Annotated in this window: 13 protein-coding genes; 10 read left to right on the plus strand and 3 right to left on the minus strand. The window is 62.8% G+C overall.

The window, feature by feature from the left end:
* Nucleotides 1-137 precede the first annotated feature (137 nt).
* Entirely contained in the window at nucleotides 138-398 is a 261-nt protein-coding gene (gene rpsT, locus QM716_RS10860; protein ID WP_283304156.1) for a 30S ribosomal protein S20, read from the minus strand.
* A 197-nt stretch (nucleotides 399-595) separates the two neighbouring features.
* Between rpsT and QM716_RS10865 the strand changes: the two genes are divergently transcribed.
* The 4 genes from QM716_RS10865 to QM716_RS10880 all read left to right on the plus strand — a co-directional run bounded on the left by QM716_RS10865 (nucleotide 596) and on the right by QM716_RS10880 (nucleotide 4,939).
* Nucleotides 596-2,224: a circularly permuted type 2 ATP-grasp protein gene (locus QM716_RS10865; protein ID WP_283304157.1), complete on the plus strand. Its 1,629-nt coding sequence runs from the start codon at nucleotides 596-598 to the stop codon at nucleotides 2,222-2,224.
* 71 nt (nucleotides 2,225-2,295) lie between these two features.
* Nucleotides 2,296-3,267 carry an alpha-E domain-containing protein gene (locus tag QM716_RS10870; RefSeq protein ID WP_095969748.1) on the plus strand — a complete coding sequence of 324 codons (972 nt, stop codon included), beginning with the start codon at nucleotides 2,296-2,298 and terminating at the stop codon, nucleotides 3,265-3,267.
* An 8-nt stretch (nucleotides 3,268-3,275) separates the two neighbouring features.
* Nucleotides 3,276-4,106 (plus strand): transglutaminase family protein, encoded by an 831-nt coding sequence (locus QM716_RS10875; RefSeq protein WP_283304464.1) that lies wholly within the window; start codon nucleotides 3,276-3,278, stop codon nucleotides 4,104-4,106.
* Between the two features lie 59 nt (nucleotides 4,107-4,165).
* Nucleotides 4,166-4,939 carry an aquaporin gene (locus tag QM716_RS10880; RefSeq protein ID WP_283304158.1) on the plus strand — a complete coding sequence of 258 codons (774 nt, stop codon included), beginning with the start codon at nucleotides 4,166-4,168 and terminating at the stop codon, nucleotides 4,937-4,939.
* A 30-nt stretch (nucleotides 4,940-4,969) separates the two neighbouring features.
* Here the strand turns inward: QM716_RS10880 and QM716_RS10885 are convergent, their stop codons facing one another.
* Nucleotides 4,970-5,503, minus strand: a complete 534-nt coding sequence (locus tag QM716_RS10885; protein ID WP_283304159.1) for a type II toxin-antitoxin system PemK/MazF family toxin — start codon at nucleotides 5,501-5,503, stop codon at nucleotides 4,970-4,972.
* Between the two features lie 72 nt (nucleotides 5,504-5,575).
* Here QM716_RS10885 and lepA point away from each other — a divergent pair, with 72 nt between their 5' ends.
* The 3 genes from lepA to QM716_RS10900 all read left to right on the plus strand — a co-directional run bounded on the left by lepA (nucleotide 5,576) and on the right by QM716_RS10900 (nucleotide 9,464).
* A complete protein-coding gene (lepA, locus tag QM716_RS10890; protein WP_283304160.1) occupies nucleotides 5,576-7,468 on the plus strand; it encodes a translation elongation factor 4 in 1,893 nt (630 codons plus the stop codon).
* A 6-nt stretch (nucleotides 7,469-7,474) separates the two neighbouring features.
* A complete protein-coding gene (locus QM716_RS10895) occupies nucleotides 7,475-8,404 on the plus strand; it encodes an NAD(P)H-dependent flavin oxidoreductase (RefSeq protein WP_283304161.1) in 930 nt (309 codons plus the stop codon).
* A gap of 133 nt (nucleotides 8,405-8,537) precedes the next feature.
* Entirely contained in the window at nucleotides 8,538-9,464 is a 927-nt protein-coding gene (locus QM716_RS10900; protein ID WP_283304162.1) for an ABC transporter substrate-binding protein, read from the plus strand.
* A gap of 57 nt (nucleotides 9,465-9,521) precedes the next feature.
* Here the strand turns inward: QM716_RS10900 and QM716_RS10905 are convergent, their stop codons facing one another.
* On the minus strand, nucleotides 9,522-11,480 hold the full coding sequence (locus QM716_RS10905; protein ID WP_283304163.1) for a glycoside hydrolase family 15 protein: 1,959 nt from the start codon (nucleotides 11,478-11,480) through the stop codon (nucleotides 9,522-9,524).
* An 82-nt stretch (nucleotides 11,481-11,562) separates the two neighbouring features.
* Here QM716_RS10905 and QM716_RS10910 point away from each other — a divergent pair, with 82 nt between their 5' ends.
* From QM716_RS10910 to QM716_RS10915, 3 genes are all read left to right on the plus strand, one after another.
* On the plus strand, nucleotides 11,563-11,769 hold the full coding sequence (locus QM716_RS10910; RefSeq protein WP_192712958.1) for a hypothetical protein: 207 nt from the start codon (nucleotides 11,563-11,565) through the stop codon (nucleotides 11,767-11,769).
* Nucleotides 11,770-11,892: 123 nt separating this feature from the next.
* Nucleotides 11,893-11,982, plus strand: coding sequence for an Ms4533A family Cys-rich leader peptide (locus QM716_RS29250; RefSeq protein ID WP_309599318.1), 90 nt, complete (start codon nucleotides 11,893-11,895; stop codon nucleotides 11,980-11,982).
* 196 nt (nucleotides 11,983-12,178) lie between these two features.
* On the plus strand, nucleotides 12,179-13,210 hold the full coding sequence (locus tag QM716_RS10915; RefSeq protein ID WP_003944569.1) for a sulfate ABC transporter substrate-binding protein: 1,032 nt from the start codon (nucleotides 12,179-12,181) through the stop codon (nucleotides 13,208-13,210).
* Nucleotides 13,211-13,214: the final 4 nt, after the last annotated feature.

Raw genomic sequence — 13,214 nt, forward strand, 5'->3', positions numbered from 1 at the left:
CGGCCAGCAGTAGTCCCGCGACCGTGGAGCCGCCCGCCCAGTAAGCCCGATCGAGAACGCAAAATAGCCGCCTGGTCTTTCGACCTGGCGGCTATCGAGACGAACGAGTATGACGGCGAACCGTCACAGTGGAAACGTCAGAGCTTGTTGGCAGCCTGCGAGAGTGCAGACTTCTTGTTGGCAGCCTGGTTGGCGTGAATAACGCCCTTGCTGGCTGCCTTGTCGAGCTTGCGGCTGGTGGAGACGAGGAGCTCGTTGGCCTTGTCCTTGTCACCGGCTGCCGCAGCCTCGCGGAATGAACGGATCGCGGTACGCAGCGAGGACTTCACCGACTGGTTACGGAGTCGGGCCGTCTCGTTGGTACGGATTCGCTTCACCTGGGACTTGATGTTGGCCACGCGTAAAATCCTTGTCGTCTTTAGCTGGTTACGGTCGAAAAAGCTGTGGGCGCACTGATGCACCGACTGGCAAGTTTACCAGCCGAGGGCCCAGGAACCCAAACCGTCGCACGTTGCGTCTGGAAAGAAGAGTACACCGAGCGCCCGATTTCTCGCCGCGCTGCCGAATAGCCCCACTTGTAGCAGCATGTTGCCCTATGACGCCGCCGCCTTCGAAAAGTTCGAGTAAAACAGGTTCGACCACCACCCGAGCGCGTCCCGCCGCAGTGTTCGACGGATATTCAGACATCGGTCGCTACGAGTTGGCTTTCGACGAGATGTTCGAGCCCGACGGCTCGGTGCGTGCTCCGTACAAGGGCGTGTTCAAAGCCCTGGCGCCGACGAGCAGTGCCGACCTCGCCGCGCGTGCGGACGCGCTCGGACGCGCATTCATCGATCAGGGCGTGACATTCTCGCTGTCCGGGCAGGAACGACCATTTCCATTGGATCTGGTGCCGCGGGTCATTGCCGCGCAGGAGTGGTCGCGGCTGGAAAAGGGCATCAAGCAGCGTGTGAAGGCGCTCGAGCTGTTCCTCGCGGACATTTACGGCGAGCAGCGAATCCTGCGCGATCACGTGTTGCCGCGCCGTCTGGTCACCTCGTGTGAGCACTTCCACCGTGAAGCGACCGGCATCGTGCCGCCCAACGGTGTGCGAATCCACGTCGCCGGTATCGACCTGGTCCGCGACGAGGCCGGGGAGTTCCGAGTTCTCGAGGACAACCTGCGATCTCCATCCGGCGTCTCCTATGTGATGGAAAACCGTCGCACGATGACTCGGGTGTTCCCGGACCTGTTCATGTCCCACAAGGTGCGGGCCGTCGGGGATTACGCAACACACTTGCTGAGGGCGCTGCGCGCGGGTGCTGCACTCAACGAAGCGGACCCCACAGTGGTTGTTCTCACACCGGGTATTGCCAACTCGGCCTATTTCGAACATTCGCTGCTCGCTCGTCAGATGGGCGTGGAACTCGTCGAAGGTCGCGACCTGTTCTGCCGCGACAACATGGTTTACATGCGCACGACGGAAGGCGAGCGCCAGGTCGACGTCATCTATCGCCGCATCGACGACGAGTACCTCGACCCGATGCACTTCCGCCCGGATTCGATTCTCGGCGTCGCAGGCCTACTGAATGCGGCGCGAGCGGGCAACGTGGTCATCTCGAGTGCCGTCGGCAACGGAGTCGGTGACGACAAGCTGGTCTACACCTACGTTCCGCAGATCATCGACTACTACCTCGGTGAGAAGCCGCTCCTGCAGAACGTCGACACGTTCCGCTGTTGGTTGGACGAGGAATGCGAGCAAGTCCTCGACCGGGTTGCGGAACTCGTCATCAAGCCGGTGGAAGGGTCCGGCGGCTACGGAATTGTCTTCGGACCCGACGCGAGCCCCAAGGAACTGGCCGCGATCACCCGCAAGATCAAGGCAGACCCGCGCGGGTGGATCGCGCAGCCTCTCGTGCAGTTGTCCACGGTGCCGACCAAGATCGACGACGTTCTCTCGCCGCGCCACGTGGACTTGCGGCCCTTTGCCGTCAACGACGGCGAAGACGTGTGGGTTTTGCCCGGCGGCCTGACCCGGGTGGCACTTCCGGAAGGTTCGCTGGTGGTCAACTCCAGCCAGGGCGGCGGCAGCAAGGACACGTGGGTGCTCGCCAGCCGCACCTCTCACGAGGATCCGGAACTCTCCGGTGAGGAACTGGTGTCCGAGCCCCCGGAATCCGCGGAGCCGGTGCAGGGACCGGAGCTGAGCACCTCGCAACAACAGCAGCAGCAGCAGCAACAGTGAACTACTCAGAAGCGAACTCCTCAGAAGTGCCCAGCTACCAAGAACTATCAGCGAACGGAGCGTGGTGACTGATGCTTGCTCGCAACGCAGAGTCTCTCTACTGGATCGGCCGCTACGTCGAGCGGGCGGACGACACCGCTCGGATCCTCGACGTCGCCGTCCACCAACTGCTCGACGACGCCACCGTCGACCCTGACCGCACGTCGCGCTTGCTTTTGCGTGTCCTCGGCATCGAGGCGCCGGAGGAGAAGCTCGACGTGCGTTCCCTTACCGATCTGGTTGCGTTCAGCCGCAACCAGGTTGGTTCGATCGTGGACTCGCTGGCGAGTGCCCGCGAGAATGCTCGCGGAGCGCGTGAGGTCACGTCGAGTGAGATGTGGGAGTGCTTGAACACCACATATAACGGATTGGCCGAGCGTGAACGTGCATCACGCAGGTTGGGGCCGCACGAGTTCTTCCGCTACGTGGAGGAACGCGCAGCGATGTTCGCGGGCCTGGCGGATTCCACGCTCAGCCGCGACGACGGCTACCGGTTCCTTCTGCTGGGGCGCTCGATCGAACGTGTCGACATGATCGTCCGGATGCTGCTGGCGCGCGCCGGTGACCGCCCGTCGTCGCCGGCGTGGGTCAGTGTTCTTCGCTCGGCGGGTGCACATGACACTTATCTGCGTACGTATCGCGGAGCGCTCGACGCCAATCGCGTCGTCGAGTTCATCTTGTTGGACAGGCTCTTTCCGCGCTCGGTGTTCCACTCGATCAGGCAGGCCGAGAAGTGCCTGCAGGAACTCGACCCGCAGCCGGGCAGTCGCGTCGGAATCCGGGCGGAGGCGCCGCGGCTTCTGGGCCGCGCACGCAGTGAGCTCGAGTTTCTGCCGCAGGGCGTGTTGCTCGAGGATCTGCAGGGACGGTTGCTCGGTTGGCAGGAGACCTGCCGCGAACTGGGTGAAGCAATTGCATTGCAGTACTTCCACGCCGCGCCGTGGGTCGCTTGGACGGATGCCGGGGCCGCGTACGCGGATTCGACGGTGGAGGGAGAGCTGTGAGCTGGCGAATGAGGGTCGTGCACACCACGGGATATGCGTACGACGCCCCGGTGACATCGTCGTACAACGAGGCGCGATTGACACCTCGCGGCGACACCAGGCAGACGGTGATTCTCACGCGCGTCGAAACCCAGCCGGCAACGCGTTCCTACCGGTACACCGATTACTGGGGCACCGCGGTGACCGCGTTCGACTTGCACGCCCCACACACCGAACTTGAAGTGACCGGACTGTCGGTGGTGGAAACAGAACCGTTCGTTCAGCCCGAGGAAACCGTCGACTGGGATGAATTGTCAGGTGAAGCGATCAAAGACCGATTCAACGAGCAACTGAGTTTCACGAGATATGTTCCGCGTGATCGTAAGCTGGCGACAATTGCCAAGGAATTGCGCAAAGATAAATCACCTGAAGATGCAGTAGTCGCTGCGTCGCAATGGGTTTACGGTGAAATGTCATATGTTCCCGGTACGACCGGAGTGCACACGTCGGCGGTCGAGGCTTGGTCTGCCAGGAAAGGTGTCTGCCAGGATTATGCGCATCTGACCTTGGTATTGCTACGAACGATGGGTATTCCGTGTCGTTACGTTTCCGGCTATCTCCACCCCAAACGTGATGCGGCAGTCGGGGACACGGTGGTCGGGGAATCGCACGCGTGGATCGAGGCGTGGACCGGTGCGTGGTGGGGATACGACCCGACCAATGCGGTAGCTGTAAATGAACAGCACGTCTCGGTCGGAATAGGAAGGGACTATTCGGATGTGCCGCCTTTGAAGGGAATCTTTTCCGGCGGCCGCTCCACAGATCTCGAAGTTGTTGTGGAGATCACCAGGCTTGCGTAAAGTCCGGCAAATCTAGTCGCGTGAGCATTACTACCGTTCGATGAGAAGAAGGTGGGAATATGTCTCCAACTGCACAGGAATTGACTGAGGTCGAACCGATCTCGGATGTGAAGAAGTATGTGGCCGAAGCGGTGGGGACTTTTGTGCTCGTGTTCTCCGCGGTCGGAACTGCCGTATTCGCAGGGGCGAAAGTCGGCAATCTCGGAGTGGCCCTCGCATTCGGGTTGACCCTGCTGTTCCTCGTGTACGCGATCGGACCGATTTCCGGTTGCCACGTCAACCCGGCGGTGACTCTCGGCCAATTCGTGATCGGGCGCATCTCGGCCGTCAATGCGGCGATTTACGTTGTCGCGCAGGTGATCGGCGGTTTGGTAGCCGGCGTCGTGATCTACACGGTTGCGAACAGTCTTCCGGCGTACAACCGTGCTGCTGACGGACTGGGCGCAAACGGTTGGGGTGCACACAGTCCTTCGGCCGAGAAGAACCTTCTCGGCAACGTGGTTTCGGACGGTTACGGCATCGGTGCCGCCATGATCATCGAGATCCTGCTGACAGCACTGCTGGTGTTCGTCGTTCTCGCGTCGACCGATCAGATCTCGGACGTACCGCTTGCCGGGGTGTCCATCGGCTTCACCCTGGCTGTAATCCACCTGATCTCGATCCCGATCGACAACACCTCGGTCAACCCCGCGCGAAGCCTCGCCGTGGCGCCGTTCCAGGACGGTGCATTAGGTCAAGTGTGGTTGTTCATCGTGTTCCCGCTCATCGGCGGTGCGCTCGGTGCACTCATCTATCGCGCACTCTTCGGACGGTTCAACCGTCTGAACAGCTGATCGATACTGCTTCTATCCTTCGGGTCGGCTTCAGCTCCAGCTGAAGTCGGCCCGAAGTTTTGCAGCGACCGCGTCGAACTTCTTGTGATCCATGACGGCGCCCTCGCGCCGGATCCCACTCTCGGGAACATCGAGCACCCGGTCGAGCCGGATCCAACTCGGCCTGCCCTCGCCGTCCCACGGGCCCGAACCGATGGCGAGCCAATCGCGCTCACCCTCGCGCTTGCTCTGCGAAGACAGCATCAATCCGAGCAGCGTGTCGCCGTCGCGGCCGACTACCAGCACCGGACGGTCTTTGCCCTGGGTCGGATCTTCCTCGTAGGCAACCCAGGTCCAGACGATCTCGCCCGGATCTGCCTTGCCGTCGAGGTCGGGGGAATACTCCACCCTCCTGGCGCGATGTGCAGTGGGAGACGTCCGCGCGGCGATCGGTCGGCCGGACGGACCCGGCTTCGAGGTAGACGACTGAGACGTTGACGACTGCAACTGGCGCAGTAGCGCAGGTCCCTTCTCCACCGCGAGGGCGCCGAGGGTTCTGCCGATCTGCTTCCACATGCTTGCCATAGCGCCCGAGCATAATCACCTGCCCGCGGGAACCCCTGGCACAGTCGCGGCAAGACTTGGATATCCTTCAAGGTGACAGTGGCCCGGATCCGGGCCGCCGCCGGTCCGACTAAGGGGTCTCCCATCAGCAGCTTCGCCGACAAGACGTTCACGGATCCTGCGCAGATCCGGAACTTCTGCATCATCGCGCACATCGATCACGGTAAGTCGACGCTGGCAGATCGCATGCTTCAGCTCACCGGTGTGGTCGAGGAGCGGGCGATGCGTGCGCAGTATCTGGACCGCATGGACATCGAGCGTGAGCGCGGCATCACCATCAAGGCGCAGAACGTGCGCCTGCCGTGGACGGTCAACGGCGAAGAATTCGTTCTCCACCTCATCGACACCCCCGGACACGTCGACTTCACCTACGAGGTCTCCCGAGCACTCGAAGCATGTGAAGGTGCAATCCTGCTGGTCGACGCCGCTCAGGGCATTGAAGCCCAGACGCTGGCCAACCTGTACCTGGCGATGGAGAAGGATCTCAAGATCATTCCCGTCCTCAACAAGATCGACCTTCCCGCCGCCGATCCGGACCGGTACGCCGAGGAGATCGCGCACATCACCGGCTGCGAGCCCGGCGACGTGCTGCGCGTCTCCGGCAAAACCGGAATGGGTGTCAAGGAACTGCTCGACGAAGTGATCGTCCAGATCCCCGCACCGGTCGGTGACGCGGACGGTCCGGCCCGCGCGATGATCTTCGACTCCGTCTACGACGCCTACCGCGGCGTGGTCACGTACGTGCGTGTGGTCGACGGCAGGATCCGTCCCCGCGAGAAGATCACGATGATGTCCACCGGCACCACCCACGAACTGCTCGAGGTCGGCATCATCTCGCCGGAGCCGAAGGCCAGCGTCGGCCTGGGCGTCGGTGAGGTGGGCTACCTCATCACCGGTGTGAAGGACGTTCGGCAGTCGCGAGTCGGCGACACCGTGACCACGGCCCGGGGCGGCGCCACCGAACCTCTCGTCGGATATCGCGACCCCAAGCCGATGGTCTACTCGGGTCTCTACCCGATGGATGGTTCCGACTACCCCGTGCTCCGCGATGCTCTCGACAAGCTGCGCCTCAACGACGCGGCACTGGCATACGAGCCCGAGACGTCGGTTGCTCTGGGCTTCGGTTTCCGTTGCGGCTTCCTCGGCTTGCTGCACATGGAGATCACCCGAGACCGCCTCGAGCGCGAGTTCGGGCTCGAGCTCATTTCCACCGCCCCCAACGTCGTGTATCGCGTCGTGATGGAGGACGGGGCCGAAGTTGTGGTCACCAACCCGTCGTACTGGCCCGAAGGCAAGGTCCGTGAGGTGTACGAGCCGGTCGCGAAGTGCACCGTCATCGCCCCGAGCGAGTACATCGGCGCCATCATGGAGCTGTGCCAGGCCCGCCGCGGTGAGCTCGGCGGTATGGACTACCTCTCCGAGACTCGCGTCGAGTTGCGGTACGAGCTGCCCATGGGCGAGATCATGTTCGACTTCTTCGACGCCCTCAAGTCCCGCACCAAGGGTTACGCCAGCCTCGATTACGAGGAGGCCGGCGAGCAGCAGGCCGATCTCGTCAAGGTCGACATCCTCCTGCAGGGTGAAGCTGTCGACGCGTTCTCGTCGATCGTGCACCGCACCAACGCCGGCGCGTACGGCGGACGTATGACGTCGAAGCTGCGTGAGCTGATCCCACGCCAGCAGTTCGAGGTTCCGATCCAGGCCGCGATCGGCGCCAAGATCATCTCGCGTGAGAACATCCGCGCGATCCGCAAGGACGTTCTTGCCAAGTGCTACGGCGGCGACATCAGCCGTAAGCGCAAGCTGCTCGAGAAGCAGAAGGAAGGCAAGAAGCGCATGAAGACCATCGGTCGCGTCGAGGTGCCTCAGGAAGCATTCGTCGCAGCCCTGACGTCGGAATCGGTTGGCGAGAAGCCCAAGAAGTAGGAGCGCATGGTCACCACTTGGTTGTCCCGAGAGTTCGGAATCGATATCCCCGTTCTCGGGGCACCCATGGGTGGCCGCGCGGGCGGCGCGCTCGCCGGATCGGTTTCGGCTGCCGGCGGTTTGGGTCTCTTGGGCGCGGCCCGGTACAACACACCCGAGTGGATCGAGGCCGAAGCCGAGGTGGCTCGGTCGATCGGCGGAAAATTCGGCGTCGGACTGATGACGTGGTCACTGCCCGAGAACGAGCTGATGATCGACGCCGCGATTGCCGTCGCACCGACCATGATCACCCTGTCCTTCGGTGATCCCGCGGCGTACGTCGGACGCATCCACAATGCCGGGATTCCTGTTGTGTCACAGATCAATACGCTCGAAGACTTGCGCGTCGTCGAGGCGGCCGGGGTGGACGCCGTGATCGTGCAGGGCGGCGAGGCAGGGGGGCACACCGGACGGATCGGGACGCTGCCGCTGCTGCAGGAGATCCTGGAAGCGACGTCGCTGCCGGTTCTTGCTGCGGGCGGAATCGGAACCGGACGCGGCTTGGCTGCAGTTCTGGCTGCCGGTGGCGAAGGCGTGATGATCGGCACGGCGCTGCTCGCCAGCCCGGAGACGGTCGGACCGGACTACGCCCGCGACCGCGTCGTCGAAGCCGGAAGCACCGACACGATCTACACCTCCGTTTTCGACCGTGCCCGAAGTCAGCCGTGGCCGCAGCGGTGGGGTGGCCGCGCGGTGGCCAACGAGTTCACCGCCGCATGGCACGGAGTCGACGCCGACGAGGAAACGCTGGCAAGGGCGTACGACCCGTCGGATCCGCACAGCGGCGTCGTCTACGCCGGAGAAGCGGTGGGTCTCGTGCACGGAACCCATCCGGCCGGCGACGTGGTTCGACGCATCGGCGCCGAAGCGGAGCGTATGCTCGCTCGTTTCGCCTGAAAGCAAGGTCGGACACAGCCGGGTCCCATATGGGAAGGTTAGCCTCTACTAACTAGTGGAGGAGTATTTTCGTGCGTGCGATGAAGTTCTCGGCGGTGGCTCTCTTGGGTGCATTGGCCGTTGGTATCAGTGGTTGTTCGTCTTCGGACGCCGACGAGATCGCGGACGGCCGGGTCACCACGGTCGACCACAAGTTCGGTGCACCACGATCACCGGGACGCCGTCCCGCATCGTCGCGGCCGACACCCAGTGGCTCGACGCCCTGCTCGAGCTCGGAATCCAGCCGGTGGGGTACCTGGCTGCCGGCCCGATGGGCGATGAGCGTGGCCTGTTCCCGTGGGAGAGCGGCGTCGACGCGTCGGCGAAGGAACTCGATCGCTCCGCGATTCAGCAGTTCGGGGTCCCACTCAAAGTCGAAGAAATCGCAGCCTTGGATCCCGATCTGATTTTGGGTGGGTTCTCCGTCGCCGATCAGGACGATTTTGATCAGTTGAGCAAGATCGCTCCGACAATTGCCGGTCTGTCCGACGTCCAGGTCGATCCGTGGCAGGACCAGGTCGAGATTCTCGGTCGAGTCCTCGACAAGGAGTCGCGGGCCGACGAGATCGTCGAGTCCACGAACGGGCAGATCGATGCGCTCGCACAGCGACTGCCGGGGCTGAAGGGAAGGACGGCACTTCTGTCGCAGTACGTCTTCCCGACCTCTCAGTTGGTGATCGTCGCCGATCCCAAGGACGGTGCATCGGGATTGTTCACGCGCCTGGGAATGTCGTTGCCGCCCAGGCTGGTCGAAGAGGCCGGTGTGACCGGTGGTCGGCTGGTGCTCAGCCCGGAACGGGTCGACGCTCTCAGTGCCGACGTCGTGGTGCTGCTACCCAACGGCGGAACGCTGGAAGACATGATGAAGCTGCCGGGGTTCGCCGACCTGCCTTCAGTCAAGAGCGGCGGATTGGCCATCGTCGACTATCCGACTGTTGCCGGACTGAACACTCCGTCGTCGCTGTCGCTGAAGTACTCGCTCGAATCGATCACGCCGCAGCTCGAAGCGGTGGCCGGCTAGAACTGCTGTGCGCCTTTATTAACCGCGGGCGGTTAATAAAGGCGCACAGCAGTGGGTCTAGGTTGCGTTGTGCGCCGGCTGGAATGCGCCGGCTTCGGCAGCTTCCTCGGCGCGGATCACGTGGACCACGGCGTTGATCAGCGCCAGGTGTGTGAACGCCTGCGGGAAGTTACCCAGATGGCGACCGGTGTGTGCGTCGATCTCCTCCGCGTACAGCTTGAGCGGGCTCGCGAATCCGAGCAGGCGCTCGCAGAGATGCTTTGCGCGATCCAGTTCGCCGATCTCGACGAGTGCGGACACCAACCAGAAGGAACAGATAGTGAACGTTCCTTCCTCGCCGCTCAATCCGTCGTCGGTGGTGTCGACGCGATAGCGCAGGACCAGACCTTCTTCGGTGAGCTCGTCGGCGATCGCCAGCACCGTCGCGCGGATACGTGGATCGTCGGCCGGCAGGAAGCGGAGCAGCGGAGCCAGCAGTAGAGACGCGTCGAGTGAATCGTGTCCGTACCGCTGTGTCAGAACTCCACGCGAATCGACTCCGTGCGTGAGGATGTCGGCTTTGATCTCGTCTGCGATGGCCGTCCATTGTTGCGCAAAGCTCTTCTCGCCCTGCATCTCTGCGAGCTTGGCGCCGCGATCGAGGGCGACCCAACACATGATCTTCGACGACGTGAAGTGCTGCGGTTCACCGCGCACCTCCCAGATTCCGCGGTCGGGTTGGCGCCAGTGCTTGATCGCTTCCTCGACCTGCTTCTTGAGCAGCGGCCACAACGCCTCGGGGACACGCTCGCGGGTGCGGATGTGGAGGTACACCGAGTCGAGCATGGTGCCCCAGATGTCGTGCTGCTGTTGATCGAACGCGCCGTTACCGATACGCACCGGACGGGCGCCGTCGTATCCGGAGAGATGGTTGAGTTCGGATTCCTCGAGCGTGCGCTCGCCGCCGATGCCGTACATCACCTGCAGTGGGTGCGGCTGGCCGTTGTCCGAACTCGACACGTCGTAGATGAAGTTGAAGAAGTCGTTGGCTTCGCGGTCCAGCCCGAGCGTGTAGAGGCCCCACAATGCGAAAGTGGAATCGCGAACCCATGCGTAGCGGTAGTCCCAGTTACGTTCTCCGCCTGGTGTTTCCGGTAGCGACGTCGTGGAAGCCGCGAGAAGGGCTCCGGTCGGTGCGTAGGTGAGGCCCTTGAGTGTGAGCGCGCTGCGCTGCAGGTATCCGCGCCACGGGTGATCGGGGAACTTGCCGATGGTCACCCACTCGCGCCACGACTTCGACGTCTGCCACATCTTGTCCGCGGCTTCGTCGAACGTCTGTGGCGCTGGTAGGTCCGACCACGAGAGCGCGACGTAGACGTTGTCGCCTTCGACCAGTCGCGTCCGGGCCCGGGCCTCGCGACCTTCCAGACCCAGTCGGAGATCGGTGGTCAAGCGCAGAGTCGGATGGTCGCCGGGCTTGGCGGAGCGACACGTTGCCGTCGCTTCCTCGTAGACCTTGCCGGTGTACTCCCAATTGGCGGTGCCGCGGTGATAGTCGAACGCGGGCTCGCAGCTCATCTCGAGTTCGACGGTGCCGCTGACACATTTGACCGTACGGAGGAGCGTGTGTTCGGCGTCCCAGTCGGTCGGTGTGCGCTTGTGCGTGTTCGATCGCTTGTCGACGTTGTGCCACGGGCCGAGAACCAGGGCGTCACGAACGACGAGCCAACCGGTCTCCGTCTGCCATGTTGTCTCGAGGATGAGTCCGCCCGGCAGATAGCGTCTGGCTGCGGGCACGTTCTGGCCGTAAGGGCCGATACGGAAATGGCCTGCGCTGCGGTCGAGGATGGCACCGAACACACTGGGGGAGTCGGGGCGGGGAACGCACATCCACTCGACAGATCCGTTACGGGCAATCAGGCACGAGGTTTCGCAATCGGAAAGAAACGCGTAGTCGTCGATCGGGGGAAAGTTGCTTCGATGGTGACCCGTGGAGGCGGGAGGAATCGTCTGCACCACTTCGTCGTCAGCACTCATTCGGCCATCATCCGGCCAGAATCGACACACGTCCAATCCATACGCTGTCGGGACCGTTTCGGTCGAAGGATAGGGTGATGGCGTGGATCGGATAGCGGATTGGTGGGACAGCTTCGAGCTGTGGATGGCGGGGCTCCCGTTCATCCCGCAGGTCGCGTTGGTCCTGATCGTCGTCGTTCCGCTGTGCCGCCTGGTGGCAATCGGTCTGGATCGCGTGTTGGCCGCCGTGCTCGCTCTGCCGCTGTTCGGCTGGTTACGTACGAATTCTCGAGAAGTAGAGGAAAGCTGATGCCCCGCTCACGGGTCACTCTCGCCCTGATCGCCCTGATTCTCCTCGTGATCGTGGCGTGGCTTCTCACCCGTTAGTTCTCCCGATTAGAGTGGGCGCCGGTGCTCTGCTAAAGTCCACCGCGTGTCCGAAGCAACAGCACCCGTAATCCGCCACCAGTTGGCGTTGATTGCTGTCGGCATGCTCGACGTCGCTGACGTCGCCTGTTGTTGATTTCCTGAGTTCGACCTCTCCGGTGTTGCTACGCACCCCACTCGAACTTCTCTGCGCGTAACTCGCGCCCCCGATTCAGGGCTCTTTGCCCGTCGGCTCTCCATGTCTGAACGTCCCGATGGATTCAGCCCCAGAGGTCTCGGACTTGTCGTTTGATCAACCCTCGTTTGTCAGTCCTTTCAGGAAGGTATCTGCAATGAAACGCCGTTCCCGCACACTTCTCACTGCTATCGCGACCATGGGGGCCGTGGTACTCACAGCGTGCAGTGGTGGCTCGAGCGACACCGTGGGTGGTGACAGCGCCGCCAGCGACGGTAGCGCCGGCACGATCAACCTGTTCGCCTACGCCGTGCCGAAGCCCGGCTTCGACAAGCTCACCGCAGCCTTCCAGGCGACCGACGAGGGCAAGAACGTCAACTTCAATCCTTCGTACGGCGCCTCGGGCGACCAGTCGCGCAAGGTGAAGGACGGTGCCGAGGCCGACTTCGTCAACTTTTCCGTCGAGCCCGACATCACCCGACTGGTCGATGCCGGCCTGGTCGATCAGAACTGGAACCAGGACGCCTACAACGGAATTCCGTTCGGATCGGTTGTCACCATCGTGACCCGTCCGGGCAACCCGAAGGGGATCAAGGACTGGGACGACCTGCTTCAGCCCGGCCTCGAGGTCGTCACGCCGAACCCGTTCAGTTCCGGCTCGGCCAAGTGGAACCTCCTGGCGCCGTACGCCGCAAAGAGCGACGGTGGCAAGAACCCGCAAGCGGGCCTCGACTACGTCACCGCCTTGGTCAACGATCACGTCAAGATCCAGCCCAAGTCGGGACGTGAGGCTTCGGAAGCCTTCCTGCAGGGCAGCGGCGACGTTCTGATCAGCTACGAGAACGAGGCACTGTTCATCGAGGGCAACGGCGACCCGGTCGAGCACGTCACCCCGCCCACGACCTTCAAGATCGAGAACCCGGTTGCCGTGATCTCGAACAGCAAGGTCCTCGACAAGGCAACAGCGTTCAAGGACTACCTGTACACGACCGAGGGCCAGACGCTCTGGGCCGAAGCAGGATTCCGTCCCGTCGATCCCGCCGTCGCTGCAAAGTTCACGGACAAGTTCCCCGAGCCGACCAAGCTGTGGACCATTGCAGACCTCGGCGGCTGGAAGGCCGTGGACAGTGCTCTGTTCACCAAGGACACCGGTTCGATCGCAGTGATCTACGACAACGCGACCAAGTAAGACC

Source organism: Rhodococcus sp. IEGM 1409, from assembly GCF_030056735.1.
In the GTDB taxonomy this organism is placed as follows: domain Bacteria; phylum Actinomycetota; class Actinomycetes; order Mycobacteriales; family Mycobacteriaceae; genus Rhodococcus_F.

Coding starts and splice junctions, on each gene's coding strand:
- QM716_RS10875 (WP_283304464.1), top strand. CDS start 3,276: ATGAGGGTCGTGCACACCACGGGATATGCGTACGACGCCCCGGTGACA.
- QM716_RS10905 (WP_283304163.1), bottom strand. CDS start 11,480: ATGAGTGCTGACGACGAAGTGGTGCAGACGATTCCTCCCGCCTCCACG.
- QM716_RS10870 (WP_095969748.1), top strand. CDS start 2,296: ATGCTTGCTCGCAACGCAGAGTCTCTCTACTGGATCGGCCGCTACGTC.
- QM716_RS10895 (WP_283304161.1), top strand. CDS start 7,475: ATGGTCACCACTTGGTTGTCCCGAGAGTTCGGAATCGATATCCCCGTT.
- QM716_RS10915 (WP_003944569.1), top strand. CDS start 12,179: ATGAAACGCCGTTCCCGCACACTTCTCACTGCTATCGCGACCATGGGG.
- QM716_RS10880 (WP_283304158.1), top strand. CDS start 4,166: ATGTCTCCAACTGCACAGGAATTGACTGAGGTCGAACCGATCTCGGAT.
- QM716_RS10885 (WP_283304159.1), bottom strand. CDS start 5,503: ATGGCAAGCATGTGGAAGCAGATCGGCAGAACCCTCGGCGCCCTCGCG.
- QM716_RS10865 (WP_283304157.1), top strand. CDS start 596: ATGACGCCGCCGCCTTCGAAAAGTTCGAGTAAAACAGGTTCGACCACC.